The organism is Streptomyces sp. NBC_00435, from assembly GCF_036014235.1.
In the GTDB taxonomy this organism is placed as follows: domain Bacteria; phylum Actinomycetota; class Actinomycetes; order Streptomycetales; family Streptomycetaceae; genus Streptomyces.
Map to the genome: position 1 here is coordinate 1,635,439 of NZ_CP107924.1, position 25,905 is coordinate 1,661,343.

Consider the following 25,905-nt stretch of genomic DNA (forward strand, 5'->3'; position numbering starts at 1 on the left):
GTCCGGCGGTGGGTGGGCGGGGCCGGGCGGGTGGTCCGCCCCTGCGGGGAGGAAGGCGTTGAGGCGCGGGGCCCCGGGCACAGCCCGGGGCCGGCGGGGTCAGGGGGCTACGCGTCCCGGGAGAGGCCCAGGCGGGTGCGGAGGGAGACCCGCTCGTCCGTGGCCACGGCGGCCGCGCCGTCCGTCACCGTCTCGTAGACCGCCAGGATGTCCGCGGCGACCGTCGACCAGTCGAAGCGGCGTACGTGCGCCGAACCCCGGGCGCTCAGTTCCGCCCGGCGCGCCGGGTCCCGCAGGAGGGCGATCGCCGCCGCCGCCAGGGACTCCGGGTCCTCGTTCGAGAACAACTCCCCCGCCGCGCCCTGGTCCAGGACCTGCGCGAAGGCGTCGAGGTCCGCCGCGAGGACCGCCGCGCCCGCGGAGAGCGCCTCGACCAGGATGATGCCGAAGCTCTCGCCGCCCGTGTTGGGGGCCACGTACACGTCGACGCTGCGCAGCAGCCGCGCCTTGTCCTCGTCGGAAACCATGCCGAGGAACTCGACCCGGGAGCGGAGCGCGGCCGGCAGGGAGGCGACCGCCTCCTCCTCGTCGCCGCGGCCCGCCACGATGAGGCGTACGTCCGGGCACTGCTCGACGATGCGGGGGAAGGCCGCCATGAGCACCGGCAGGCCCTTGCGCGGCTCGTCGATCCGGCCGATGAAGCCGAGGGTCTGGCCGGACCAGGCGGGGTTCGGGTCGGCCTTGGCGAAGAAGTCCACGTCCACCCCGTTGGGGATGACCACCGCGTCGCCGCCCAGGTGCTCGACCAGCGTGCGCCGCGCGTACTCGCTCACCGCGATCCGCGCGCTGATCTTCTCCAGCGCCGGCTGCAGGATCGGGTACGCCGCCAGCATCGCCCGGGAGCGCGGGTTGGAGGTGTGGAAGGTGGCGACGATCGGCCCCTGCGCCGCCCAGCAGGTCAGCAGTCCCAGCGAGGGCGAGGTCGGCTCGTGGATGTGGACCACGTCGAAGACCCCGTCGTGCAGCCAGCGCCGCACGCGGGCCGCCGACAGGAAACCGAAGTTGAGCCGGGCGACCGACCCGTTGTACGGCACCGGCACCGCCCGGCCCGCCGAGACCACGTACGGGGGCAGCGGGGTCTCGTCGTCCGCCGGGGCCAGCACCGACACCTCGTGGCCGAGGCCGATCAGGTGTTCCGCCAGGTCGCGGATGTGGAACTGGACGCCGCCGGGAACGTCCCAGGAGTACGGGCAGACGATGCCGATCTTCACGCGGAGTGCTCCTCGGGCCGGCCGGCGGTCTCCAGGTCGTCCAGCCACAGCCGCTGGAGCATGTGCCAGTCCTGCGGGTGTTCGGCGATGCCCTGCGCGAAGGCGTCGGCGAGGGCCTGCGTCATGAGGGCCGTCTTCTCCTGCCGGGTGCCCTTGCCGGGCACCTCGACCGGGGAGTGGATCCGGCCGTTCATCCTCGGCGCGTCGCCGTAGTACAGGGTGGCCGGCAGCAGCACCGCGCCCGTCTGCTGCGCCAGCAGGGCCGGTCCGGCCGGCATCCGCGTCGCCGAACCGAAGAAGTCCACTTCCACCCCCGACGCCGACAGGTCGCGGTCGGCGACCAGACAGACCAGCCCGCCCGAGCGCAGCCGCCGGGCGAGCGTGCCGAAGGCGGCGCCGCCGTTGTGCGGGAGCACCTCCATGCCCAGGCTCTCGCGGTAGGCGACGAAGCGGTCGTAGAGGGTCTCCGGCTTGAGCCGCTCGGCGACGGTGGTGAACGGGACTCCGATGTGGGTGACGGCCCAGGCACCGGCGAGGTCCCAATTGGCCAGGTGGGGCAGGGCGACCACGACTCCGCGCCCGGAGGCGAGTGCCTCGCGCAGGATGTGGTCGTCCTTCATCTCCACGTCGGTGCTGAACCGTTCCTTGGCCATGGTCGGCAGGCGGAACGACTCCATCCAGTACCGCATGTACGAGCGCATGCCCGCGTGCGACAGCTCGCGCAGCCGCTCCGGCGTCGCGTCCGGCACCACACGGGCCAGGTTCGACTCCAGCCGCAGCACGCTCTTGCCGCGCCGCTTCCACGCGTAGTCCGCGATCCGCCGCCCGAGGGCCGCCGCGGCCGGTTCGGGCAGCTTCTTGACCCCGGCCCAACCGAGCCCGTAGAGCCCGTCGACCAGCTTGTCCTGAGCCTTGCCCATCAGGTCGTACCGCCTTCGGAAGGGGTGGCGGCGGTGCCGGGGGCGGCGGCCGCGTCGGCCTCCGCCGACTCGCGCCGTACGGTCACCACGCGCTGGATCAGCGTCACGAGCGAGCCCGCCGCGACCACCCACAGCGCGATCGGCAGCAGTACGCCGATCCACGAGGGCACCCCGAAGATCTCCAGCCCGGACACACCGGCCGCGACCAGTGTGATCACCAGGCGTTCGGCACGTTCGATGAGCCCGTTGACGGCCACCGGCAGCCCGATCGACTCGCCGCGCGCCTTGGTGTACGAGACCACCTGCCCGCTGGCCAGGCAGAAGATGGCGACCGCGCAGAGCGCGTTGTTGTTCCCGGAGCCCGCGTACCAGAGCGCGAGCCCGCCGAAGATCGCCGCGTCCGCCACCCGGTCGAGGGTGGAGTCGAGGAACGCGCCCCACCGGCTGGAGACGCCGGCCTGACGGGCCATGTTCCCGTCCACCAGGTCGGAGAAGACGAAGAGCGTGATGGTGATCGTGCCCCAGAAGAACTCGCCCATGGGGAAGAAGACCAGTGCTCCGGCCACCACTCCGGCCGTACCGATGAGGGTGACCGCGTCGGGACTCACTCCCAGCCTGAGCAGAAAAGCGGCGAATGGCGTGAGAACACGCGTGAAGAATGCACGCGCGTACTTGTTCAGCATGGCCTTCCCGGAGGGTCGCTGGGCCGCACGGCCACCACGGCCACCGGCTGGCCCATCGTAGCCAGGGCCCCGGCCCGTCAGTGCCGCGCACCCACCGGTTCACACGACGTGAGCCGTTCTCGGGCCGTTCGCCACGTTCCGGCCGCCCGCCCGGGCGGCTCCGGTACGACGTATGGACGCAGTGTGACGGCAGTGCAAAGCTCGAAGGAGCCCATTTCCTCTCCAATCGGGAGGCACGAGCGTCATGGGAGCCACATCACACCAAGCCGGAGCCGCCGGCAGAGCACCGACGGCCGATCGCCCGGCCTCCGTACGGAACGTCGTGCTGGTCGGCCACAGCGGATCCGGCAAGACCACCCTGGTCGAGGCCCTGGCCCTGACCGCCGGCGCGGTGAACCGGGCCGGCCGCGTCGAGGACGGCGCCACCGTCTCCGACTACGACGAGATCGAGCACCGGCGCCAGCGGTCCGTCCAGCTCTCCCTGGTCCCCGTCGAGTGGGCCGGAATCAAGATCAACATTCTTGACACCCCCGGGTACGCCGACTTCGTCGGGGAGCTCCGGGCCGGTCTGCGCGCCGCCGACGCGGCCCTCTTCGTCGTCTCGGCCGCCGAGGACGGCGACGGGCTCTCCGGGGCCACCCGCATGGTCTGGGACGAATGCGCCGCCGTCGGCATGCCGCGCGCCATCGTCGTCACGCACCTGGAGGCCGCCCGCGCCGACTACACACAGATGACCTCCGTCTGCGACGACGCCTTCGGCGCCGACGACCCCGACGCCGTCCGCCCGCTCTACCTCCCCCTCCACGGCCCCGCCGGCCCGGACGGCCACGCTCCGGTGGCCGGCCTGCTCGGGCTGCTCTCCCAGCGCGTGTACGACTACAGCTCCGGCGACCGCGTCGAACGCGACCCGGACCCCGGCGAACTCTCCCTCATCACCGACGCCCGGGCCCGCCTGATCGAGGCCGTCATCGCCGAGAGCGAGGACGAGACCCTCATGGACCGCTACCTCGGCGGCGAGGACATCGACCTCAAGACCCTCGTGGACGACCTGGAGCGCGCCGTCGCCCGCGGCACCTTCCACCCGGTCCTGATGGCGGCCCCCGCCGCCGACGGCGCCCGCAAGGGCCTGGGCACCGTGGAACTCCTCGAGCTGATCACCGGCGGGTTCCCCACCCCCCTGGAGCGCGCGCCCGTCGCCGTCACCAGCCCCGACGGCTCCGCCCGGCCCGCCGTCAGCTGCGATCCGGACGGCCCGCTGGTCGCCGAGGTGGTCAAGACCTCCTCCGACCCCTACGTCGGCCGCGTCTCCCTCGTCCGCGTCTTCTCCGGCACCCTGCGCCCCGACGCGACCGTCCACGTCAGCGGTCACGGACTGACGGACCGGGGCCACGAGGACCATGATGTCGACGAGCGGATCGGCGCGCTGACCTCCCCCTTCGGCAAACAGCAGCGCACCCTCGCGCACTGCGTCGCGGGCGATCTGGCCTGCGTGGCCAAACTCACCCGCGCCGAGACCGGCGACACCCTCTCCGCCAAGGACGACCCCCTCCTGATGGAGGCCTGGTCCATGCCCGACCCGCTGCTCCCCCTCGCCATCGAGGCCCACAGCAAGGCCGACGAGGACAAGCTCTCCCAGGGCCTGGCGCGGCTCGTCGCCGAGGACCCCACCATGCGGCTCGAACAGAACCCGCACACCCATCAGCTGGTGCTGTGGTGCCTCGGCGAGGCGCACCAGGACCTCGCGCTGGAGCGGCTGCGCACCCGGTACGGGGTCCAGGTCGACCCCGTACCCCACCGGGTCAGCCTCCGCGAGACCTTCGGCGCCAAGGCCGCCGGGCGGGGCCGGCACGTCAAACAGTCCGGCGGGCACGGCCAGTTCGCCGTCTGCGAGATCGAGGTCGAGCCGCTGCCGCCCGGCAGCGGCATCGAGTTCGTCGACAAGGTCGTCGGCGGAGCCGTCCCCCGCCAGTTCATCCCGTCCGTCGAGAAGGGGGTGCGCGCGCAGGCCGCCCGGGGGGTCGCGGCCGGCTACCCGCTGGTCGACGTGCGCGTCACCCTGATCGACGGCAAGGCGCACTCGGTGGACTCCTCCGACGCCGCCTTCCAGACGGCCGGCGCGCTCGCCCTGCGCGAGGCCGCCGCCGAGGCCGCCGTCCAGCTCCTCGAACCCGTCGCCGAGCTGGCCGTGCTCGTCCCCGACGAGTACGTCGGCCCCGTCATGAACGACCTCGCGGGACGCCGCGGGCGCGTCGTCGGCACCGACCGGGCGGGCCCCGGCCGCACCCGCGTCCTCGCCGAGATCCCCGAGATCGAGATCGGCCGGTACGCCGTCGAGCTGCGCTCCGTGTCGCACGGCACCGGGCTGTTCAGCCGCACGTACGCGCGTCACGAGCCGATGCCGCCACAGATAGCGGACAAGCTACGCGAACAGGCAGAGAAGGGGAGTCATTTGACATAGTGTCACCCAGGGTCGCCCACCCAACGAAGTTGCGGTGGGCGGCATTTGCCTGTCCCATGACCACGGGGAGGAATCGGCCGATAGGCTCGTCGGCGCGGTGAGGCGGGGAGCACGAACGGGTAGACCACCCGGACAGAGCACGAGCACGACGCACAGCGATGGGGGCAGCGGTGGCGGACGACGGATTCGACTTCAGGCCCGGGGCACAGATCCCGCTGCAAGGCGGCGGCGGCCAGACGGCGGCGACCAATGCCCTCGCATCGGCCGCCTACCGGGACGGCGGACGCGACACCAAGCTGGAGACCATCCTCGCCGCCAACAACGAGTACCACGAGTCCGTCGTCAAGCCCGGCAGGATCTCCCTCCTCGAACCGAACCTCGGCGAGGCCTTCTGCCGCGCCGTCGAGGCCCGCACGATCCCGCCCACCCGCAAGCCCCTCATCCAGTCCTTCGGCGCCGACCCGCAGACCGTGGTCGAGCACTGCCTGGCCGCCTCCCGCATCCGCAAGGAGCGCGACAGCAAACTCCGCCTGATCATGCTCGTCTGCGGAGTGCTGTTCCTCCCGGGCCTGCTGCTGTGGCTCGGCCTCTTCTGGGCCCGCAAGGCCCTGGCCGGCTCCAAGGCCAAGCGCGCCTCCTGGATGGGCACCGCGCTCCTGGTCGGTGTGGGTCTCGTGGTCGCCGTCCTGATGTTCCGGCTCCCGTTGACCGGCCTCCTCGGCCTCTACGTCCGGGCCATGGTCATCGCCCCGGCCCTCGGCTGGTTCTTCGCCCGCCGGCTCTGCGAGGCCACCGCCGAGGACCTGCGCTCGCGCTGGGACGGCCTCCTCGCCGGCGGCGGCGGGGTGGCCGCCAAGATTCCCGAGGCCGTCCCCGGGAACCCGGACGAGAAGGCCCGCGAGGACCTGCGCCACTCCCTGGCCAAGCTCACCGCCGAGGGCCGCAGCAACTCCGTCTTCTACGCCGGCCCCAAGGGCATACTCGGCATGGGCACGCGCTGGGGCAGCTGGCAGCTGGCCGAGGAGCTCGCGCCCAAGAACGAGGGCTCGGAGATCCACCCCTTCCGCAGCTGGGACGTCATCCGCGCGATCGACACCCAGCTGCGCAAGCTGGAGCGCGGCCCCCTGCACACCGGAGGGCTGCCGCCCGCCTCGATCACCCACTGGATCGTCACCCCGGTCGGCGAGGGCGCCAAGGAAGTGACCCGCCCCACCGGAGCGGACGTGGACACCTTCCTGGTCAAGCCGCACGAGATCACCCGGATCTGCAACGAGCAGCAGTTCAGCGCCGGCAACCGGCACTACCTCGGCATCCAGTACCCGCTCTGGGACGGCCAGCTCGTCATCACCATGCTGGTCACGGTCACCGTGCTCTACAAGACCCTGCGCGTGGAGGTCACCGGCCACGCCCTCGGTCCGGTGAACGGCCTGTTCACCACCAAGTCGAAGGCCCCGGTCGACGAGGTCGCCAAGTCCATACGCTTCTGGGAGACCGTGGAGCTGCGGCGCCCCCTGGTCGACACGAGCGAGGTCGTTCGCCTCGCCGTGCGCGCCCCGTTCACCTGGTACCCCCCGCTCCTGGACTACCTGGGCGGCAAGCTCGTACTGCCCGAGCCCTTCGGCGTCCGCCACGTCTGGGCCGACCAGCCGTGGCGCCACCGCTTCATGGCGGACGACGCGATGCGCGCCGCGACCCCGGTCCTGCGCGCGGTGCACGCCGCCGCGATGCGGGTCCTGGAGGAGAACGGCGTGGACATCGAGCGCTTCACCAACCGCTCGATGATCGTCAGCGGCATGGTCCAGGAAGCCGCACCCCGCAAGGCGGACGTCTACGACGCGTGAGCCCCGGCGACGCGACGGTGCCCCGGCCGACGGGCCGGGCACCGTCGGCCGGGGCACGGTCGACCGGGCCGACCGAACGGGTCTAGTCCGTGGGCCAGGCGTCGGCGAGCATCTGGCGGGTGTCCGCGAGGAGTTGGGGCAGCACCTTGGTGTGGCCCACCACCGGCATGAAGTTCGTGTCCCCGCCCCAGCGGGGCACGATGTGCTGGTGCAGGTGCGCGGCGATGCCCGCGCCGGCGGCCTGGCCCTGGTTCATGCCGATGTTGAAACCGTGCGCGCCGGAGGCCTTGCGCAGGGCGATCATCGCCCGCTTCGTCAGCTCGGCGAGCTCGGCGGTCTCGGCGGCGTCCAGGTCCGTGTAATCGGCGACGTGCCGGTACGGCACGACCATGAGGTGGCCGCCGTTGTACGGGTAGAGGTTCAGTACGGCGTAGACGTGCTTGCCCCTGGCCACGACCAGCCCGTCCTGGTCGGACATGTCCGGAATCCCGCAGAAGGGACAGCCGTCCCCGGCCTCCGGCCCGGTCGGCTTGTTCTCCCCCTGGATGTAGGCCATCCGGTGAGGCGTCCACAGACGCTGGAACGCGTCCTGCGTGCCCACACCGATCTGCTGCTCCGGCTCAATCGTCATGGGATGCAGCATATGACCTTGCCCCGTCGCGGCGTGTCGCCGGGGCGAACACCGGCTGCGGGGCCGCGATGCTGACCCCATGCACGATGCACCCGAGAGCCGCGACCAGGCGTGGGAACGCCGGACCGAACTGCCGCTGTTCTTCGCCTCCCTGATCTTCCTCGCCGGTTTCACGCTCGCCGTCCTGGCCTACGAGGTCCACCCGCTCGTACGGGCCGTCGGCGTCGGCCTCGTGATGCTGACCTGGCTGTGCTTCGTCGTGGACTACGCGGTGCGGCTGGCCCTGAGCGGCATGCGGCCCCCGCGTTTCGTGCGCCTGCACGTGCTGGACACGCTGATCGTTCTCCTACCGCTGCTGCGGCCGCTGCGCATGGTCAAGGTCCACGACGCGATCCAGGCCCGGTACAACCGCCCGCGCCGGAACCTGTACGCCCGCGTGATGTCGTACGCCGGCCTGTCGGCCGGGCTGCTCGGCTTCGCGGGCGCCCTCGGGGTCCACCACTTCGAGCGCAGGGCCCCCGGGGCCTCGATCCGCACCCTCGGGGACGCGGTGTGGTGGGTGTGCGAGACGCTGACGACGGTGGGCTACGGGGACATGGCCCCGGTGACCCCGGGGGGCCGGATCATCGCGGCGTTCATGATGGCCGGCGGGCTGGCGCTGCTGGGAGCGGTGACGGGTTCGTTCTCCGCCTGGATGCTCCAGGCCTTCCGGCGGGAGGACGAGGACGAGCCCCCGGGGAACTGAGTTCCCCGGGGGCTCGGCCCGCATCACGTTCGTACGCGTCAGACCTGTACGCGGCGCTCCACGACGTCGACGAGCTTGGCCAGCGCCTGGTCGCGCGGCACACCGTTCTCCTGCGAGCCGTCGCGGTAGCGGAAGGAGACGGTGCCCGCGGCCATGTCCTCGTCACCGACGATGATCATGAAGGGGACCTTGAGCTTCTGCTGGTTGCGGATCTTCTTCTGCATCCGGTCGGACGAGGCGTCCACCTCGACCCGCAGGCCCTTCTTCTTCGCCTCGGCGGCGAACTCCTGCAGGTACTCGATGTGCGAGTCGCCGATCGGGATGCCGACCGCCTGGACCGGGGCGAGCCACGGCGGCATGACGCCCGCGTAGTGCTCCAGCAGTACGGCGAAGAACCGCTCGATGGAACCGAACAGCGCGCGGTGGATCATGACCGGGCGCTGCTTGGTGCCGTCCGGGCCGGTGTACTCCAGGTTGAAGCGCTCCGGGAGGTTGAAGTCGAGCTGGACGGTCGACATCTGCCAGGTACGGCCGATCGCGTCGCGGCACTGGACCGAGATCTTCGGGCCGTAGAACGCGGCGCCGCCCGGGTCCGGGACCAGCGGCAGACCCTGCTTCTCGGCCACCTGCTGGAGGGTCGCGGTGGCCTCTTCCCAGACCTCGTCCGAGCCGACGAACTTCTCCGGGTCCTTGGTCGACAGCTCCAGGTAGAAGTCGGTCAGACCGTAGTCGCGGAGCAGGTTCAGCACGAAGGTCAGCGTGCGGTCGAGCTCCTCCGCCATCTGCTCCTTGGTGCAGTAGATGTGGGCGTCGTCCTGGGTGAAGCCGCGCGAGCGGGTCAGGCCGTGCACGACGCCGGACTTCTCGTACCGGTACACGGTGCCGAACTCGAAGAGGCGCAGCGGCAGTTCGCGGTAGGAGCGGCCGCGCGCGTCGAAGATCAGGTTGTGCATCGGGCAGTTCATGGGCTTGAGGTAGTAGTCGGTACCACCGTCGAGCTGCATGGGGGGGTACATGCCCTCCGCGTACCAGTCCAGGTGGCCGCTCTTCTCGAAGAGGGTGCCCTTGGTGGCGTGCGGGGTGTAGACGAACTCGTAGCCCTCTTCCTCGTGCCGCTTGCGCGAGTAGTCCTCCATGGTGCGCCGGATGACGCCGCCGCGCGGGTGGAAGACGGCCAGGCCGGAGCCGATCTCGTCCTGTACGGAGAACAGGTCGAGCTCGGTGCCGAGCTTGCGGTGGTCGCGCTTCTCGGCCTCCACGAGGAAGTCGAGGTGGGCCTTCAGCTCCTCCTTCGACGGCCACGCGGTGCCGTAGATGCGCTGGAGCATCGGGTTCTTCTCGCTGCCGCGCCAGTAGGCGGCGGCGTTGCGCATGAGCTTGAACGCGGGGATGTTGCGGGTGGTCGGCAGGTGGGGACCGCGGCAGAGGTCCTTCCAGCACAGGTCGCCGGTCTTCGCGTCGAAGTTGTCGTAGATGGTCAGCTCGCCACCGCCCACCTCGACGTTCGCACCGTCGTCGGTCGAAGCCGAACCCTTGATGCCGATGAGCTCGAGCTTGTACGGCTCGTCCGCGAGTTCCTCGCGGGCCGCCTCGTCGGTGACGACGCGGCGGGCGAAACGCTGGCCGCGCTTCTGGATCTCCTGCATCTTCTTCTCGATGGCCTTGAGGTCATCGGGGGTGAAGGGCTTCGCCACGTCGAAGTCGTAGTAGAAGCCGTCCCGGACCGGCGGGCCGATGCCCAGCTTGGCCTCGGGGAACAGCTCCTGCACGGCCTGCGCCATGACGTGCGCGGTCGAGTGGCGCAGGATGTCGAGGCCGTCCGGGGAGGAGATCTCCACGGGCTCGACGGTCTCGCCGTCCTTCACCTCGTACGCGAGGTCCTTCAACTCGCCGGCGATGCGCGCGGCGACGATGGTGCGCTCGCCGGCGAAGAGCTCCGCCGCCGTAGTGCCCGTGGCCACCACGCGCTCGTCCCGCTCGGAATCGCGTTGGATGAACACACGGACGTCTGACACCGGTCACTCCTGACTCAGGGGGTGCGCGAGCGAACACTGCGCGCCTGAATCGTACCGAGCCGACCCCCTCCCCCGCGAAACGGTTACTGGCTCCCCCGCCAGGACCCGCGCCCACGCCCGGCACGCACGCCACCGTCCCACCCTCCGCCCCACCCCCGGCCGGGGCCCCCGCACCCTCACCCGACCTCCCGAATGAGCCTTTAATGAAATCCCGGCAGGGCGAAAACACGCCAAGAGCAGCTGCCCACTTACCTAAAAGCGCTGCTCACTTAGGGGTAAACCGCAACGGACCGGCTGGAAACGCCCTAGAGCCGATTTCATTAAAGATTGCCTACCGGCCAGGGGATGACGACTATGGGGCCGCAGCCTGAAAAGGGGGGAGCGGGCGGCGGGCAAGGGGTTCACCCCTTCCCACCGCCCGTTTCGGGCTATTCGTCGGACGGCAGGACGTCCCCCGGGTCGAAGGACTCCCCCAGGGACTCCTCCAGCGACTTCATCAGCCGGTCCCGCTCGACCTCGTCCAGTGGTACCGGCCGGACGTCCGTGGCGTCCGTCAGCCGCCGGAACCCGCCCCGGCGCTGGAGCCGGCCGCTGACCCGGATCGGCAGTCCGACCAGGTGCGCGTGGCCCGCCACGCGGTACGACTCCTCGTCGAGCACCACCCGGACGTACGGGATCTCCGCCCCGGCCAGTACCCGCAGCCGCACCGTGCCCCCGCCGCCCGGTGCCGAGCGGCGCATCCGGACCACCGCGCCCGCCACCCGGACCGGGACCGCCGGCTCGTCCCTCGTGTAGCGCGCGGCCGCGTCCCGGAGCACCGGCAGGTCGCCGGGCGAGAACTCCACCGGCTCCGGCCGGGCCGCGCACCCCGCCGGGACCCCCGCCGCCGGGGCCCACGCGAGCGCGACCCGGGCCCCCTCCGTGCCGTGGACCAACGCGATCAGCGCCTCGGCCAGTTCCCGACTGACCCCGGCCTCCACCGCCGCGTCGAAGGCCTCCATGCCGCCGGTGGCCCGCTGGTAGTCCACCGCCTCGCGGGTGGCGTGCAGCGCGTGGTGCAGCCGGATCACGGTGCCGCGGCCCCCGTCGACGGGGACGTACGCGGTCAGCCGCCGTCCTCCCGGAGCCGGCCCCACCAGGACCCCGTCCAGCGCCCGCTCCGCCTGGCCGCGGTGCCGGGCGCCGTAGTACCCGGCCCGCGCCCGGTCGGCCAGTGCCCCGGCGAGCAGGAGCTGGCGGGCGGCCGAGCGGAGCTGTTCCTGGACCGTCCAGTCGGCCTCGCCCTGGAATCCGTACGCCCCCTGCGGGATCTCGCGGTCCCAGCGGACCTCGTCGCTGGGCACGCTGAGTCCGTAGAGCACCTCGCGGGCCGACGGCAGCGCGCTGCGCGAGAGCGCGGTGAGCGCCTCCTCGAGCAGGTCGGCGCAGTCGGGGAAGGCCCGGCTCTCGGGAACGAGGAGGCTGGTGGCCCCGCTGCCCGTCGCGTACGGGGCCGGCGGCGTCCAGCGCCCGTACCGTCCGGCGGCGCCACCCCGGCGCAGCCAGCCGTGCCGGTGCAGCAGCGCGCCGAGCACGAGCGGGTCGACCTGCGCGGGGTCCGGGGCGCCGGAGGCGAAGTCCGGTGACGGGAGCGGCTCCAGGTGCGGTGACTGCCAGTTCATCAAGGTGTCCCTCCCGACCCGACCCGGGTCATGATCTCGCAGAGCGCCCGGTCGTCGAAGATCCGCGTGGTCGGGATCCGTACGGTGGTCCGGCGCCGGCCGGTCACGGGGTGTCCGGCGAGATTGGTCCAGTAGCAGCAGTGCCGCAGGTCGAGCCGGTCGTGCCCGGCGCTCAGCCACTGATCGCGTGCGCGCGGGACGAGCATGACGACGAGGATCTTGTGCACGGCGACCGGGGAGCGGGCGAGCTTCACCAGGTGCTCGTTGTCGAGGGTGAAGCCGAAGGAGGGCCCGGCCGGTCTGGGCGGTATCTGGTAGGTCGCCTTCAGCTGCACCTTGATGGTCACCTCGTCGTCGACGACGTGCTCGGGGGCACCGTGGCTGACGTGCCAGTCGATGCCGTTGTCCGGAAAGGGCTGGGACAGCGAGCAGCCGGCCGCGGCGGCGACGGCGTGCAGGTATCCCACCTGGAGGGTCTCCATGCAGGCGGTGGTGGCGAGTGTGCCGCGCAGCGGTCCGCTCCGCGGGTCGCTCCGCGGATCGATCTGCAGCGCCGGCATCCCGCCCGGTTCGGGCTGCGCGAGCGCCATGGCCGGCTCCCCATGCCTTCCGGGCTCGGCCGTGTCAGGCCGGATCGGGTCCGTGTCAGGGTGTCGGGGTTGACGACCGGTCATGTGTGCGGTCCCCCACTGGAGTTGTCTCCGCAGTCGGCGTGCCGCAAACGGCGTACGGGGCAAAGAGCACGGGTATCACCGATTCGGGCAAGGGTGGCGGGGCCTGGGGCGCGGTGCCCGGGTGCGCCCCATCTGCCGACGGGTGACGAGGAGTTCGCCATGACACGCTGGTACGAGGGCCCGCTGGCCGCATTCGACACTGAGACGACCGGGGTGGACGTGGAGCGGGACCGGATCGTGTCCGCCGCGCTCATCGTGCAGGAGTGCGCGGGCGGCCGGGTCCGTTCGACGCGCTGGCTGGTCAATCCCGGCATCCCGGTACCTCCGGGGGCCACGGAAGTGCACGGTCTGACCGATGACCACCTCCAGCGCAACGGGCGTTGGCCCGCGCCGGTGGTGGAGGAGATAGCCCGCGCGCTCGGGGAGCAGCAGGTGGCGGGCCGGCCGGTGGTGGTGATGAACGCGCCGTTCGATCTGACACTGCTGGACCGGGAGTTGCGCCGGCACCGGGCGTCCTCGCTGGCGCGCTACCTGGACAACCGGCCGCTGACGGTGCTGGATCCGCGGGTGCTGGACAAGCATCTGGACCGCTACCGCAAGGGGCGGCGCACGCTGACGGATCTGTGCGCGCACTACGGGATAGAGCTGGAGGGGGCCCACGACGCGGGCGCGGACGCGCTGGCCTCACTGGAGCTCGTACGGGCGGTGGGGCGCCGGTTCGCGGGCCGGCTGGAGCGGCTGACGCCCGCGGAGCTGCACACGCTCCAGCAGGTGTGGCACGCGGCCCAGGCGCGGGGACTGCAGGCGTGGTTCGCGCGGCAGGGGACGCCTGAGCCGGTGGATCCGCACTGGCCGCTGCGGCCGGAACTGCCCGCGGCGGCCTGAGCGGAGCCCGCGCGGAGGTCCCCGTACATGCGGAAGGCCGGTCCGTCAGCAGACGGACCGGCCTGTCCCGGTGGGCGATACTGGGATCGAACCAGTGACCCCTTCGGTGTGAACGAAGTGCTCTCCCGCTGAGCTAATCGCCCGGGAACGGACTGAACAATACAGAAGGCTCGGGGCTGGTTCAAACCGCTTCCGGTCCGGCCGCCAGATGTGCGGCGAGCCCGCGCCGGCCGGCCCGCATCATCAGGGTGTGGTTGAGCCGGAACACCGGCCGGCCGGGGAGCGCGAGCCACCGCATGAGCGGGCGGCGCACCTCGACCTCCTGCTCGTACAGGGCCCGCGCGCCACCGGGTCGCGGCCGTACGGTCCACCGCGCCCAGCCCTCCAGGTCCCCGCGCAGGGCGACCTCCAGGATCCCGCGCACGGGATCACGCAGGAGTGCGTCCGCGGTCACGCGCAAGGTGTACGGGAGGGCGGAGCGAATGAGGGCGGTGCCGCTGTGCCCGTCGCCGGTGGGGACGACCGCGTGGATCTGGGGCCACCACAGGGGGTACGACTCGGGGCGCTCCAGGGCGGCGTAGACGCGGGCGGGCGCGGCGTCCAGGTCCCACACCTCACGGAAGCGGTAGCGGGTCCAGCGATCGTGGGAGCCGCGGGCGTCGGAGCCGCGGCCGTCGGCGCCGCGGCCGTCGGAGCCAGACGTGCCGGGGCGCGCCCTGCCGGGTGCTGCCTTGCCGGCGCCTGCGCCGCAGCGGGTTCGGTCCATGCCCCCAGTCTTGCTCGCGACGGGGGCGCGCACCCCGTACTCAGCAAGAACTCATCCCGGGATGAGTACCCGCACCCATGTCCTGACGGCGTGATCGGCACCACACTGCGAACATGGAGAACCCCCTGCCGCCGGGCGAAGAGCTGGCGCTCATCGACCGCGAACTGTTTCAACTCGATGCCCGGCGGCACTATTTGCTGAGCCGCCGGGAGTGGCTGCTGCGCGGCCGGGCCCCCTTGGCCTGGGGTGTGCAGGCCCAACCGCCCCGGCCGGGGCGGGGACCGGGGCCGCAGACCCCGGCGCCCGGCGCGCAGAACGTGCTGCTGATCCTGGGAGCGGTCCTGCTGGCGGTCGCGGCTCTGGCGTTCACGCTGGTCAGCTGGGGCTCCCTGGGCCTCGCCGGGCGCAGCGCGGTACTCGCCGCGGTGACGGCGGCGGCGCTGGGTCTCCCCGCCGCGCTGCTGCGCCGCGGACTGCGCTCGACCGCCGAGGCGGTGGCCGCGGTCGGTCTGCTGCTGACGGTGCTGGACGCGTACGCGCTGTACGCCGTGGGCATGCCGGGGACGGACGGCACGGCGTACGCGGCGGGGGCGGCCGCGGTGCTGGCCGCGGTGTGGGCCGCGTACGGGTGGGCGCTGGCCGGATGGGCGCAGGCCGGGCGGACTCCGGCGGCCGGTCAGTCCCCGACGGCACTGAGGATCCCGCCGGCCGCGGCCCTGCTGACGGCGCAGCTCCCACTGCCGCTCGCGGCACTGGCCGCCGGGGCGACCGGGCCGGACGTGGGCTGGGCGCTGCTGGCGACGGCCGCGCTGGACGCGGGGTTCGCGCTGCTCAGGCCGGGCCGGCTGGCCCGCTGGGCGGGGACGGCGGGCTCGGTGGCGGGCGGCGCGGCGCTGCTGACGGGCCTGGCGGAGTCGGTGGCCGCGGGATCGACGGGCGCGGCGCTGGGTTCCTCGGCGCTGCTGGCGGCGGTGGCCGTGCTGGCGGTGGCGGTGGCCTGGCGGGCGGCCGGGGTGCCGGCGGTGTTCGCCGCGGCCGGGGCCCTCGCGATGGTGGCGGCACTGGGCGGCCCGGCGGCGCCGCAGCTGCGCCCGCCCTGGGCGGCGGTGGCCTACCTGGTGGTGGCGCTGCCCCTGCTGGGTGCCCTGCGGGTGCCCGCGCTCCCGGCTGCGGTCCGGCGCGGCCTCGCGTGGGCCGGTGCCGGGGTGGCCGCCCTGCAGGCGGTGTCGGCCACGGCCTGGGTGGCGACGGTGCTGGTGGGCCGGCTTCGGGTGCTGGAGGAGGTCTGGTCGGCGACGACGCCCGCCCCGGCGGCCGGGACCGCGCTGGGGGCGGCGCCCCTGGTGGTGCTGCTGCTGACGGCCGGCGCCGCGTGGTGGCTGGCCCGGGTGCTGCCGGGTCGCCCCGAACCGGGGGTGGCCGCGGTGGTCCTGGGCTGGGCGGGCCTGTTCACGGCCCCGGTGGTGCTGTGCCCGGCGGCGCCGGGAGCGGTCTTCGCGGTCCAGCTCGTGGTGACGCTGACGGCGGGCGCGCTCGCACTGCGGTCCACGGCCCCGGCCGCCGCCGGACCCGGTTTCGCGGCGGGCGCCTGCGCGCTGGTGGGGGCCGGGAGCGTGTCCGTGGCGGCCCTGGACGGCCGACTGGCCACCTTCGGGGTGTTCGGGCTGCTGGGGGCGGCCTGCGCGGCGGGAGCGGCGTACCGGGCCGCCCCGGCCTGGGCCCGTGCTGGGGCCGCGGCGTTCGCCGTCGGGTACGCCGCGCTGCTCGCGGTGGCGCTGGGCGCGCTGCTGGACCGGCCGGTGGCCTGGTGGGCTCCCCCGGTGCTGGTGGTCCCTGCGGCGGTGGCGGCGCTCGGGCCCCGGCTCGGCGGCGTACGGGCCCCCGCGGAGGTCGCGGCGGCCGGCGCGGGGCTCCTCGCGGTGGCCCTGGCCGCCGGGGACGCCCCGGTGCTCGCGCTGGTCCTGGCGCTGGCCGGGGTGGTGTGCGCGGGGGCGGCGGTACGGCCCGAGCGGCGCTCGGCGGCCGGCTGGCCGGCCGGGGCGCTGTTCCTGGCGGCGACCTGGGTGCGGCTCGCCGCGTCGGGGGTCACGGTGCCCGAGGCTTACACCCTGCCGGTGACGGCGGCGGCGTTGGCGGTGGGCTTCCTGCGGCGGCGCCGGGATCCGCGGGCCGCGTCCTGGACGGCGTACGGGCCCGGTCTGGCGGCGACCCTGCTGCCGAGCACCCTCGCGGTGTGGGGCGACCCGCACTGGCTGCGGCCGCTGCTGCTGGGGGCGGGGGCGCTCGCGGTGACCCTGGCCGGAGCCCGCCGCCGGCTCCGGGCCCCGCTGCTGCTGGGCGGGGCGACGCTGGTGGCGGTGGCGCTGCACGAGCTGACCCCGTACGTGATCCAGGTGGTGGACGCGCTGCCCCGCTGGCTGCCGCCGGCGCTGGCGGGGGTCCTGCTGCTCGCGGTGGGGGCCACGTACGAGAAGCGGCTGCGCGACGCCCGCCGGCTGCGGGAGGCGATCGGCCGGCTGACGTAGCCCGTCCGGCTCCCCGGGGGGTGGGCCGTACGGGGGAAAACGTCAGAGGCCCGGAGACTGTGAAAGTCTCCGGGCCTCTGGTCCGGGTGGGCGATACTGGGTTCGAACCAGTGACCCCTTCGGTGTGAACGAAGTGCTCTCCCACTGAGCTAATCGCCCGGACGCACCGCAAACATTACCGCATGTCAGCGGTGCCCTTTGCCATGGGCGGCCACGTGGGCGGGCGCATGGCCGGGCGGGCTCACTGGTCCTTGATGTTCCAGGGCAGGACGAGCCCGTACTTCCACAGGTAGAAGCCGATCAAGGCGCCCGCGACGACGAGTCCGACACTGGTCAGGATGATGTTGCGGCGGCGAACCCGGGGGTCCAGCGCCTTCTGCGCGGCCTCGCTGACCTTGCGCTTGGTCCAGCGAAGGGCGAGGTGGGCCCAGGCGAATTCGGTGGCCCAGATCGCCAGGCCCGCGAAGATCGCGACCCAGCCCGGGCCGGGCAGGACCAGCATGGCGATGCCCGCTCCGATGACGGCGAGGCCGACGACGAAGACGCCGACCTGCCAGCTCAGGTGCAGCCCCCGGCGGGCCTTGATGAAGGCGGGCGCCTTCGAGACGTGCGGCGCCTCTTCCGCCGCGGCGGACCCGGCTGCGGGACCAGCTGCGGAATCGACTGCGGATTCGACTGCGGATTCGGTCGCGGACTCGTTGGCCTCGCGGTCACTCCCCGTGTTCATGGGGTCGAATCTACCGGAGCGCGCAGCACACGTGAATGACTGTTTGGATCCGCCGTCCGAGGGACCCAGAGGTCCGCAAAACGGTCAGAGGGGTTTACAACGGCACCGTAGGTGGCATGTCGATTTCGCCGACGTGCGAATCCCCGAGCGCACACTGAGCGAAAGGCCCTGGCGCTTATGAACACCACGGTCAGCTGCGAGCTGCACCTGCGCCTCGTTGTGTCGAGCGAGTCCTCACTGCCTGTTCCCGCGGGCCTGCGGTATGACACGGCCGATCCCTACGCCGTGCACGCCACCTTCCACACCGGCGCCGAGGAGACGGTCGAATGGGTATTCGCCCGCGACCTCCTCGCCGAGGGCCTTCACCGGCCCACCGGTACCGGCGACGTCCGCGTATGGCCGTCCCGCAGCCACGGTCAGGGAGTCGTCTGCATCGCCCTGAGCTCACCGGAGGGAGAAGCACTGCTCGAAGCACCCGCCCGAGCACTGGAGTCGTTCCTCAAGCGGACGGACGCCGCGGTTCCACCAGGAACCGAACACCGGCACTTCGACCTCGACAAGGAGCTCTCCCACATCCTGGCCGAATCCTGAGCCAGGCCTACAGAGGGAACCTTCTCCCGGCCCCGGCCGGGGGCCGCACGACACCGTCCGACTCGGGGCGACGGTGCACGGCGGACAACCACATACGGAAGTGTCGGCGCTGTTCACGTGGGAGCCACCCGCGCGGACGGCGCCGGTGCGCTTGGGGCGACCCGCTAGAGTCGGCCAGCGGCGGCGGTAGACCCGTCACCGCAGGCCCGGCCCATCAGGGAGACCCCGTGCAGATCCCCCACGACACCCGTCGTGCGCTCGACGTCGTCGTCGCGCTGGTGAACACCACGGCCGAGACGGAGAATTCCGACGGACTGGCGGACGTGAACGCGCTGCGCGCCTTCGTCCACGAGTACGCGATCAGCGACGTCGGCGAGCTCAGCGCCCGCGATCTGGCCGGCGTACGGACGGTGCGCGGCAAATTCGCCCAGGCCTTCGCGGCGCCGAGCTCGCGTGCGGCCGCCGTGCTGATCAACGAGCTGGTCGCGACCGCCGGCACCACCCCGCAGCTGACGAACCACGACGGCTACGACTGGCACGTGCACTACTTCGCGCCGGGCGCCTCGGTGGGCGACCACCTGGCGGCCGACGGCGGCATGGCGCTGGCGTTCATCGTGGTCTCGGGCGAGCAGGAGCGGCTGCGCCGCTGCGAGGCCCCGGACTGCCGGCGGGCCTTCGTCGACCTGTCCCGCAACCGCTCCCGGCGCTACTGCGACAGCCGTACCTGCGGGAACCGGCTGCACGTGGCGGCGTACCGGGCCCGGCGCAAGTCCGAGCAGGGCTCAGAGCAGGAAGAGATCGTGTACGGCGGCGAGCAGCAGCAGGCCGCCGATCACACCTAGGAAGATCATCAGGGGCGGCTGGGAGAGCGCGAAGAGGCAGCCTCTCGGCTCCTCGGCGACGGGGACGGTGACCGGGGCGGGAACGGCCGGCTCACCCTGCGGTGTGTCGAGCATGTCGGGGCGATGATGGCGCAGCGGAGCCGCGCACAGAGCTCAACACGCCAGATGCCACGCGCGAGTTCACCGGATCCGTCAGATCAGGTGGTTCCCGGCCCGAATCCTTGCGGTGACCGGTCCCGTGTCATATGCCGTGCTTCTTGAGGATCGCCTCGATGTCGGAGAAGTCCTCGGCGGGGGCGGCGGCCGGGGCCGTCCCCGGGCGGGCGCCGTTCGCGAGGGAGGGCGCGGAGGCCGCCGGGGCGACGGCCTCCGGGGCCGGGCGGCCCTTGGCCGCCTTGGGCCGCTTCGCGGGCTCCTCCCCCGGACCGAGCCGGCGCCGCTCTATCGCGCGGGTGGTCATGAAGAGCAGCCAGGCCAGTCCCAGTACGCCGAAACCGACCCAGACGGTCGGCTTGAAGACGATCCCGGTCAGCCACTGCACGACGCCCGTCATCACCAGACCGACGGGCACCAGGGAATACGCCGCGATCCGGGTGGCCGCGAGGAATCGCTTGCGGTAGGCGGTCAGCGCGGCGAGGCCCAGGCCCGCCGCGGACACCGCGGAGCAGATGGTCTCGGCGAGCATGCGGGGCCTCCAGGAGCGGTGCGGTCGGTCGGACCCGGCCGGCGGGCCGGGCGTTCTGTCCCTGTCCATCCTGCACCGGCGACCACGGCCCTGGCCACGGCCGGGGCCCGCCGCGGGCGGATCTCCGGGACATCTCCGGGTCCCGTCTCCTCCCGAGGTCCCGGTCGGTGCCCGTCCGCGGGGGCTGGGAGACTGTGCGTATGACCGATTCCGTGATCCTCGACGTCTGGTGCGAACTCCAGTGCCCGGACTGCCACAGCGCCCTGGACGACGTACGCGCCCTGCGGGCCCGCTACGGCGACCGGCTGGACATCCGGCTGCGCCACTTCCCGCTGGAGAAGCACAAGCACGCCTTCGCCGCCGCGCAGGCCGCTGAGGAGGCCGTCGAGCAGGGGCAGGGCTGGCCGTACGTGGAGGCCGTGCTGGCCCGCACCGCGGAACTCGGCAAGGGCGGGGAATCCGTCCTCGTCGAGGTGGCGCGTGAACTCGGCCTGGACGCAGAGGAGTTCGACACCGCCCTGATCGACGGCCGGCACATCCTGATCGTGGACGCCGACCAGGCCGAGGGCAAGGCGATCGGCGTGACCGGCACGCCGACCTATGTGATCGACGGGCAGCGCCTCGACGGCGGCAAGAGCCAGGAGGGCCTGCGCGGGCGCATCGAGGAGATCGCCGACCGGCTGCTGGCGCCGGGCGCCGGACCGGCCCGGCCCTAGGGCCCGTCGCCGTGCGGCAGGCGGGAGTTTGACGCCAGGCCCTAGATCAGGTCCTTGGCGTAGTTGAAGTTCGTGGTCCGGTAGCCGAGGGACTCGTAGAGCCGCAGGGCCGGGACGTTGTCGGTGAAGACGTGCAGCGCCAGCACCCGGTGGCCGGCGGCGAGGGCGGTGCCTTCCGCGAGGAGCATCAGGTCCCGGCCGTAGCCGCGGCCGCGGTGCTCCTCGGCCACCGCGACGTCGAAGACGTACGAATCCTCCCCGTTCGGCGCGACCCACACCGTGCCGACGGGCACCCCGGCCGCCTCCAGCACGGAGAGGCTGACACCCTCCGTGGCCAGCCCCCGGGGAAGCATGGACGCGTGGTCGTTCACGGACTTCGTTCGCGCGGCTTCGGCCGGCATGCCACGGCTGATCCAGCTCCGCGCGTAGCCCTCCAGCGCGGCGGCGAGCCAGGCCGCGAACTCGGCCTCCGTCATCGGGCGGCCGGTGACCCCGTCGGACAGGGCGGGCGGCCCGGCCGGGAGCTCCTTGGCCATGTTGCGGCTGTACTCGGCGTACCCGAGGGAGCCGGCCAGCCGTAGGCCGCCCGCCGATCCGGCCGGGACCGAGACGCGGACCCGCCGGCAGCCCCAGCCCCGGAGCACTTCCTCGGCGGCGAGCGCGGCGACCGTGGCGCGTCCGCGGCGCCGGTCGGGCTCGTCCACGGCGAGGTCGCGGATCTCCGCGACCGTCGGCCCGAAGGGGGTGTCGGCGGCGAGCAGCAGGGCTCCGACGCGCCTGCTGTTGACGCGGATCTCGTACGGGCGCGAGCGCGCCCCGCCGATGCTCTGCTGAAGCGGCCCGCTCGGCCGCAGGGTGGTGGTCATCACTCGAGTTCTACCCGCCCCGCGGCCCGAAGGACAGTGGGTTGTTCCGGCTGCCCGTGCCGACCCGCGGTCAGGACCGCGGGTCGGGGTCCTCGGCGGAGCGGGCGTCGAAGGTCCGCATGGCCTCGGCCGTGACGGGGCCGGGGGCTGAGCCCAGCTCGCGCCCGTCGATCCGTACGACGGCCTGGACATCGCGCAGCGAGGAGGTCAGGAAGACTTCCTCGGCCCGCGCCAGCGCCTCGAGGGGCAGGTCGGTCTCCTTGGCCCCGCACCATTCGGCGACCAGGGCGCGGGTGATGCCGCCGAGGCAGCCGGAGCCCAGCGGCGGGGTGTGCAGCTGCCCGTCCAGGACGACGAACACATTGGAGCCGGTGCCCTCGCAGAGCCGCCCGACGGTGTTGGCGAAGAGGGCCTCGGAGGCGCCCTTCCGGTGGGCGGCGGCGAGCGCGACCACGTTCTCGGCGTACGAGGTGGTCTTCAGGCCCACCACGGCGGAGCGCTCGTTGCGCACCCACGGCACGGTGACGACGGCGGTGGTGTCCGGGCGGCGGGTGGCCCCGGCGAGGGCGACGATCAGCGTCGGGCCGGCCTCGCCGCGGTCGGAGCCGAGCGGGGAGAGACCCCCGGTGTAGGTGATGCGCAGCCGGCCGAGCGGCAGCGGGTTGGCCGCCAGTACGGCGGCGCAGGCGCGGCGCACCTCGTCCAGGTCGGGGTCCGGCAGGCCCAGGCCGCGGGCGGAGCGGGTCAGCCGCTCCAGGTGCCCGGTGAGCGCGAAGGTGCCGCCGTGCTCCGCCTTGAGCGTCTCGAAGACCCCGTCGCCGACGGTCAGGCCGTGGTCGAACACGGACACCTTCGCGTCGTCGGCGTCCCGCAGTGCTCCGTCGAGCCAGATCCTCACCGTACGGTCCTCCCGCTGTCGTATCCGTCCGTTCCGGCCGGGTCCGGTCCCGCCGGGCCCGGACCGCCGACCCCTGACGCTACCCGCAGCAGGCGGGCTGCCTTCAGTTCCGTCTCCGCCCACTCGCGGTCGGGGTCGGATCCCCAGGTGATCCCGGCTCCGGTGCCGAAGAGCAGCCGGGCGCCACCGGGGACCTCCCGGTCGATCCAGAAGGTCCGGATGCCGACGGCGAGCTCCGCGGTGCCGCGGTCGGCGTCGACCCAGCCGATGCCGCCGCAGTAGGGGCCGCGCGGGGCGGTCTCCAGGGCTTCGATGATCCGCAGGGCGGAGGACTTGGGGGCGCCGGTGACGGAGCCTGGCGGGAAGGTGGCCGCGAACAGCTCGGGCCAGCCGGCGCCGTCGGCGAGCTCACCGGCGACGGTGGAGACGAGGTGCACGAGGCCCGGGTGCTCCTCGAGCGCGCACAGCTCGGGGACGGTGACGGAGCCGGTGGCGCAGACCCGGCCGAGGTCGTTGCGGACGAGGTCCACGATCATCACGTTCTCGGCGTGGTCCTTGGGCAGCAGGTCGGCGGCGGTGCGGCCGGTGCCCTTGATCGGGCCGGATTCGACGCGGCGGCCGGTGCGGCGCAGGTAGAGCTCGGGGGACGCGGTGGCCACCTCGACACCGTGGGCCGGCAGCCGAATCGTTCCTGCATACGGGGCCGGGTTGCCGCGCGCGAGCAGCGCGGTCAGGGCGTCCACGTCGGCTCCCGCCGGATCGGGGAGCGGCGCGGACATCACGCGGCAGAGGTTGGCCTGGTAGACCTCGCCCGCCTCGATGTGCTCGCGGATGCGGCGCACGCCCGCGATGTACGCGTCACGGCCGAGCGAGGAGGTCCACTCGTCGGCGTCGGGGCCGCGCCAGGCACCGGGGACGGGTGCGGGTACCGGGTCGGGGCGTACGTCCCCGAAGCGCGCGCAGACGAGCCGGCCTTCGAAGTCGGCGGTCACCGCCCAGAAGCCGGTGGAGTCCAGGGCGGCGGGATCACTGGTGACATCCCGGAGATCGGTCGCGAGAAGGCCGCCGAAGCGGGCGAGGGGAGGCAGGTCGTGCACGGCTGCGAGTCTATGACCGGTCACGCGCCGGCGCCGGGGCGGCGTCCGCCGGGTGACCGGCGGTGATCGAGCGGCAGCACGCTGCGGAAACGCGTTTTTGAGCTGGCCCCGGAATCCGCTAGAGTTCAACTCGTCGCCAGGGAGCGAAGGGGGAAATCCCCGGAGCGAACACGGTGACCTGCGGACGTAGCTCAGTTGGTAGAGCACCACCTTGCCAAGGTGGATGTCGCGAGTTCGAGTCTCGTCGTCCGCTCTGAGGTGGGGGATCATCTTCCCGAGGACCCCCCGCTTGCTCCATGGTGGAGTGGCCGAGAGGCGAGGCAACGGCCTGCAAAGCCGTCTACACGGGTTCAAATCCCGTCTCCACCTCCAAGGACGATTAGCTCAGCGGGAGAGCGCTTCCCTGACACGGAAGAGGTCACTGGTTCAATCCCAGTATCGTCCACTGATCCGCAAGGATCCCCGCGCGATTAGCTCAGCGGGAGAGCGCTTCCCTGACACGGAAGAGGTCACTGGTTCAATCCCAGTATCGCGCACGCAGTACGCTTGACCCTTGCCACCACCGGTGTTCGCACCGTGTATGTGGTCCCGCGCGATTAGCTCAGCGGGAGAGCGCTTCCCTGACACGGAAGAGGTCACTGGTTCAATCCCAGTATCGCGCACCGGAATCCGAAAGCCCCGGCCGTTTCGACGGCCGGGGCTTTCGCGTGTGCGGCATGCGGTGCCGGTGCGGTGTGCCGCGGGGAGGCGGGTGCGGGGTCCCGGGCAGTCCCGGGGCCCCGTCCCGGTGGCCTCAGGAGGAGAAGAGCATCCGGCCGAAGCCGCCCTTCTTGTGATGGCCGTGGTGACCGTGGCCGTAGCCACCGTGCTGCGGGGCGCCCCAGGCGGGTGCGGGGGCCGCGTGCTGCTGCGGGTACGGAGCGGGGGCCGGCGGCGCGGCGGGCGGGGGGACCTGGCCGTACTGGGAGGTGTACTGGGACTCCAGGCGGGTCAGCGCCTCGAGCTCGCCGTAGTCGAGGAAGATGCCCCGGCAGCCGCTGCACTGCTCTATCTGGACACCGTTGCGGTTGTAGGTGTGCATCATCGCGTGACACTTCGGACACTGCATGACCGGATCAACTCCTCGCCGTTCGCGTAGACACCGGATGCGTACCCGGTGGCGTGAGGCTCACCCTACGACGGAGCCCGCCGCTCCAAGTCGGTCGGGAGGGAGGCAATTCGGACACAGGCGTCCACCATCAGCCGCTCCACCCCGTCGAGTCGGCGTCGCTCGCGGTCCGCCTTGGCGAGGGCCAGCGCGGCCGTCTGGACGGTGAGCGCACGGGCCGCGAGATCGAGTTCCGGCCAGGGATCACTGCCCGGCGGACCGGCCGCCGGGCCGCCGGCGGACCGGTAGGCGTCGAGGAAGCGCAGCCAGGTCTCCGTGTCGAGCAGCCCGGCGGCGTACCAGGCCGCGGGCCGGGCGAGGTCCCAGGCGGGCGTGCCCAGCCCCAGGTCGTCGACGTCGATGAGCCGCCAGTGCCCGGCCGGGCCCCGCACGAGCTGCCCCAGGTGCAGGTCGCCGTGGCAGAGCGCCCCGCCGGGCGGCTGCGGACCCTCCCCCCGGGCCCATCCGGGGAGGGTCCTCGCGGCGGCCCGTACGAGCCGCGCCAGCGCGGAGGCGTCGTCGGGGTCGGCCTGGCGGTCGCATCCGGCGCCGGGATCCGGATGGGCGCCAGAGCCGGAGCCGGAGCCGGGAGCGCCGCCGGCCGGGGCCTGCACGGCGGCGGGCCCCCCGGCCAGGGGAGCGTGCGCGGGAGCCCCGGGGGCGGGCGGGTGCGCCGCGGCGAGGCGGTGGAGGGCGCGGGCGAGCTTGGCGGGGCCTCGCATCGGGGGGACCGGGGCCGGCAGGACATGGAGCGGGGTGCGGTGCAGAGCCGCCAGGAGCTCGGCGACGGCCTCCCAGGGCGCGTCCTCGGGACGGTCGGGGGCGACCGGAGCCCCGTAGGGCCAGAGGGAGACGGCCCGGCCCCCGACCAGGCCGAGTCCGGTCCGCAGCGGGGGCAGCAGCACCCCGGCCAGCGCGCCGTCCCCGGCGATGCGGATCCGTACCGCCAGGGCGTCGGGGTCGCTGTCCGGAGCGTGTGCCTTCGCCACCGTGTCCCCGCAGCGGACGACAGTGCCGTCGTCGCGGTCCGCGAGGAGCACGTACGGCTGCGCGCCGGTGCTCGCGCCCGCGTACGCGGCGAGCGCGGCCGCGCTCACCCGGTCCAGCGCAACCACGCCTCGGCGCCGCCCAGCGGGCCGCCCCGGCGCACGCGTCGCCGGACGGTTCCCCCGGGGCCCGACCGCTCCACCACGACTCCCCCGCCCCCCGCACCCCGGGCGGGGCGCTCCTCGGGACGAGGGTACGCAGTGCGCGGAACGGC

General features: G+C 73.0%; 24 protein-coding genes and 7 tRNA genes. 13 read left to right on the plus strand and 18 right to left on the minus strand.

Features of this window, described 5'->3' with window-relative positions:
• Window positions 1-107: 107 nt before the first annotated feature.
• The 3 genes from OG389_RS07430 to pgsA are packed head-to-tail and all read right to left on the minus strand — an operon-like array spanning window position 108 to window position 2,874.
• Window positions 108-1,271 (minus strand): glycosyltransferase family 4 protein, encoded by a 1,164-nt coding sequence (locus OG389_RS07430; RefSeq protein WP_328297667.1) that lies wholly within the window; start codon window positions 1,269-1,271, stop codon window positions 108-110.
• Window positions 1,268-2,191 (minus strand): phosphatidylinositol mannoside acyltransferase, encoded by a 924-nt coding sequence (locus OG389_RS07435; RefSeq protein ID WP_328297668.1) that lies wholly within the window; start codon window positions 2,189-2,191, stop codon window positions 1,268-1,270. The genes OG389_RS07430 and OG389_RS07435 overlap by 4 nt, the downstream gene beginning before the upstream one ends.
• Complete coding sequence (gene pgsA, locus OG389_RS07440) at window positions 2,191-2,874, minus strand: phosphatidylinositol phosphate synthase (protein WP_328297669.1); 684 nt, start codon at window positions 2,872-2,874, stop codon at window positions 2,191-2,193. The genes OG389_RS07435 and pgsA overlap by 1 nt, the downstream gene beginning before the upstream one ends.
• A gap of 244 nt (window positions 2,875-3,118) precedes the next feature.
• Here pgsA and OG389_RS07445 point away from each other — a divergent pair, with 244 nt between their 5' ends.
• Complete coding sequence (locus OG389_RS07445; protein WP_328297670.1) at window positions 3,119-5,332, plus strand: elongation factor G-like protein EF-G2; 2,214 nt, start codon at window positions 3,119-3,121, stop codon at window positions 5,330-5,332.
• A gap of 170 nt (window positions 5,333-5,502) precedes the next feature.
• Window positions 5,503-7,173, plus strand: coding sequence for a hypothetical protein (locus tag OG389_RS07450; protein WP_328297671.1), 1,671 nt, complete (start codon window positions 5,503-5,505; stop codon window positions 7,171-7,173).
• An 82-nt stretch (window positions 7,174-7,255) separates the two neighbouring features.
• On the opposite strand, the gene OG389_RS07455 is transcribed toward OG389_RS07450, so the two are convergent.
• Complete coding sequence (locus OG389_RS07455) at window positions 7,256-7,816, minus strand: HIT family protein (protein WP_328297672.1); 561 nt, start codon at window positions 7,814-7,816, stop codon at window positions 7,256-7,258.
• A gap of 67 nt (window positions 7,817-7,883) precedes the next feature.
• Here OG389_RS07455 and OG389_RS07460 point away from each other — a divergent pair, with 67 nt between their 5' ends.
• Window positions 7,884-8,549: a potassium channel family protein gene (locus OG389_RS07460; protein ID WP_328297673.1), complete on the plus strand. Its 666-nt coding sequence runs from the start codon at window positions 7,884-7,886 to the stop codon at window positions 8,547-8,549.
• Window positions 8,550-8,587: 38 nt separating this feature from the next.
• On the opposite strand, the gene thrS is transcribed toward OG389_RS07460, so the two are convergent.
• The 3 genes from thrS to OG389_RS07475 form a co-directional block, all read right to left on the minus strand.
• Entirely contained in the window at window positions 8,588-10,564 is a 1,977-nt protein-coding gene (thrS, locus tag OG389_RS07465; RefSeq protein ID WP_328297674.1) for a threonine--tRNA ligase, read from the minus strand.
• A gap of 428 nt (window positions 10,565-10,992) precedes the next feature.
• The gene (locus OG389_RS07470; RefSeq protein ID WP_328297675.1) at window positions 10,993-12,225 is read right to left on the minus strand and encodes a hypothetical protein; all 1,233 of its coding nucleotides are present in this window, start codon (window positions 12,223-12,225) and stop codon (window positions 10,993-10,995) included.
• Window positions 12,225-12,815: a DUF4365 domain-containing protein gene (locus tag OG389_RS07475; RefSeq protein ID WP_328297676.1), complete on the minus strand. Its 591-nt coding sequence runs from the start codon at window positions 12,813-12,815 to the stop codon at window positions 12,225-12,227. The genes OG389_RS07470 and OG389_RS07475 overlap by 1 nt, the downstream gene beginning before the upstream one ends.
• A gap of 243 nt (window positions 12,816-13,058) precedes the next feature.
• Between OG389_RS07475 and OG389_RS07480 the strand changes: the two genes are divergently transcribed.
• A complete protein-coding gene (locus OG389_RS07480; RefSeq protein ID WP_328297677.1) occupies window positions 13,059-13,784 on the plus strand; it encodes a 3'-5' exonuclease in 726 nt (241 codons plus the stop codon).
• A gap of 71 nt (window positions 13,785-13,855) precedes the next feature.
• Here OG389_RS07480 and OG389_RS07485 read toward each other — a convergent pair.
• Both OG389_RS07485 and OG389_RS07490 read right to left on the minus strand, forming a co-directional pair.
• Window positions 13,856-13,927, minus strand: a tRNA-Val gene (locus OG389_RS07485).
• A 38-nt stretch (window positions 13,928-13,965) separates the two neighbouring features.
• Window positions 13,966-14,550 carry an SRPBCC family protein gene (locus OG389_RS07490; protein ID WP_328297678.1) on the minus strand — a complete coding sequence of 195 codons (585 nt, stop codon included), beginning with the start codon at window positions 14,548-14,550 and terminating at the stop codon, window positions 13,966-13,968.
• A gap of 113 nt (window positions 14,551-14,663) precedes the next feature.
• Between OG389_RS07490 and OG389_RS07495 the strand changes: the two genes are divergently transcribed.
• A complete protein-coding gene (locus OG389_RS07495) occupies window positions 14,664-17,075 on the plus strand; it encodes an SCO7613 C-terminal domain-containing membrane protein (RefSeq protein WP_328297679.1) in 2,412 nt (803 codons plus the stop codon).
• 87 nt (window positions 17,076-17,162) lie between these two features.
• Here the strand turns inward: OG389_RS07495 and OG389_RS07500 are convergent.
• Together OG389_RS07500 and OG389_RS07505 are read right to left on the minus strand one after the other, a co-directional pair.
• Window positions 17,163-17,234, minus strand: a tRNA-Val gene (locus OG389_RS07500).
• Window positions 17,235-17,316: 82 nt separating this feature from the next.
• On the minus strand, window positions 17,317-17,802 hold the full coding sequence (locus tag OG389_RS07505) for a TIGR02611 family protein (protein ID WP_328297680.1): 486 nt from the start codon (window positions 17,800-17,802) through the stop codon (window positions 17,317-17,319).
• A gap of 177 nt (window positions 17,803-17,979) precedes the next feature.
• Between OG389_RS07505 and OG389_RS07510 the strand changes: the two genes are divergently transcribed.
• Together OG389_RS07510 and OG389_RS07515 are read left to right on the plus strand one after the other, a co-directional pair.
• Window positions 17,980-18,393 (plus strand): SsgA family sporulation/cell division regulator, encoded by a 414-nt coding sequence (locus tag OG389_RS07510; RefSeq protein WP_030011909.1) that lies wholly within the window; start codon window positions 17,980-17,982, stop codon window positions 18,391-18,393.
• A 227-nt stretch (window positions 18,394-18,620) separates the two neighbouring features.
• A complete protein-coding gene (locus tag OG389_RS07515) occupies window positions 18,621-19,235 on the plus strand; it encodes a CGNR zinc finger domain-containing protein (protein WP_328297681.1) in 615 nt (204 codons plus the stop codon).
• Here the strand turns inward: OG389_RS07515 and OG389_RS07520 are convergent.
• Window positions 19,176-19,349 carry a hypothetical protein gene (locus OG389_RS07520; RefSeq protein ID WP_328297682.1) on the minus strand — a complete coding sequence of 58 codons (174 nt, stop codon included), beginning with the start codon at window positions 19,347-19,349 and terminating at the stop codon, window positions 19,176-19,178. The genes OG389_RS07515 and OG389_RS07520 overlap by 60 nt on opposite strands.
• A 127-nt stretch (window positions 19,350-19,476) precedes the next feature.
• Window positions 19,477-19,920 (minus strand): hypothetical protein, encoded by a 444-nt coding sequence (locus OG389_RS07525; protein WP_328297683.1) that lies wholly within the window; start codon window positions 19,918-19,920, stop codon window positions 19,477-19,479.
• 200 nt (window positions 19,921-20,120) lie between these two features.
• On the opposite strand from OG389_RS07525, the gene OG389_RS07530 reads away from it, so the two are divergent.
• Window positions 20,121-20,636, plus strand: a complete 516-nt coding sequence (locus OG389_RS07530) for a DsbA family protein (RefSeq protein ID WP_328297684.1) — start codon at window positions 20,121-20,123, stop codon at window positions 20,634-20,636.
• Between the two features lie 41 nt (window positions 20,637-20,677).
• Here the strand turns inward: OG389_RS07530 and OG389_RS07535 are convergent, their stop codons facing one another.
• The 3 genes from OG389_RS07535 to OG389_RS07545 all read right to left on the minus strand — a co-directional run bounded on the left by OG389_RS07535 (window position 20,678) and on the right by OG389_RS07545 (window position 23,497).
• Complete coding sequence (locus OG389_RS07535) at window positions 20,678-21,502, minus strand: GNAT family N-acetyltransferase (protein WP_328297685.1); 825 nt, start codon at window positions 21,500-21,502, stop codon at window positions 20,678-20,680.
• A 70-nt stretch (window positions 21,503-21,572) separates the two neighbouring features.
• On the minus strand, window positions 21,573-22,400 hold the full coding sequence (locus OG389_RS07540) for an aminotransferase class IV (protein ID WP_328297686.1): 828 nt from the start codon (window positions 22,398-22,400) through the stop codon (window positions 21,573-21,575).
• Window positions 22,397-23,497, minus strand: coding sequence for a chorismate-binding protein (locus tag OG389_RS07545; RefSeq protein ID WP_328297687.1), 1,101 nt, complete (start codon window positions 23,495-23,497; stop codon window positions 22,397-22,399). The genes OG389_RS07540 and OG389_RS07545 overlap by 4 nt, the downstream gene beginning before the upstream one ends.
• Before the next feature lie 180 nt (window positions 23,498-23,677).
• Here OG389_RS07545 and OG389_RS07550 point away from each other — a divergent pair.
• The 5 genes from OG389_RS07550 to OG389_RS07570 all read left to right on the plus strand — a co-directional run bounded on the left by OG389_RS07550 (window position 23,678) and on the right by OG389_RS07570 (window position 24,159).
• Window positions 23,678-23,750: transfer RNA gene (locus tag OG389_RS07550), tRNA-Gly, on the plus strand.
• A 45-nt stretch (window positions 23,751-23,795) separates the two neighbouring features.
• Window positions 23,796-23,869: transfer RNA gene (locus OG389_RS07555), tRNA-Cys, on the plus strand.
• Between the two features lies 1 nt (window position 23,870).
• Window positions 23,871-23,942, plus strand: a tRNA-Val gene (locus OG389_RS07560).
• A 19-nt stretch (window positions 23,943-23,961) separates the two neighbouring features.
• Window positions 23,962-24,033, plus strand: a tRNA-Val gene (locus tag OG389_RS07565).
• A gap of 54 nt (window positions 24,034-24,087) precedes the next feature.
• Window positions 24,088-24,159, plus strand: a tRNA-Val gene (locus OG389_RS07570).
• A gap of 131 nt (window positions 24,160-24,290) precedes the next feature.
• Here OG389_RS07570 and OG389_RS07575 read toward each other — a convergent pair.
• Together OG389_RS07575 and OG389_RS07580 are read right to left on the minus strand one after the other, a co-directional pair.
• The gene (locus OG389_RS07575; RefSeq protein WP_328297688.1) at window positions 24,291-24,605 is read right to left on the minus strand and encodes a TFIIB-type zinc ribbon-containing protein; all 315 of its coding nucleotides are present in this window, start codon (window positions 24,603-24,605) and stop codon (window positions 24,291-24,293) included.
• A 65-nt stretch (window positions 24,606-24,670) separates the two neighbouring features.
• Entirely contained in the window at window positions 24,671-25,741 is a 1,071-nt protein-coding gene (locus tag OG389_RS07580; protein WP_328297689.1) for a phosphotransferase family protein, read from the minus strand.
• Window positions 25,742-25,905: the final 164 nt, after the last annotated feature.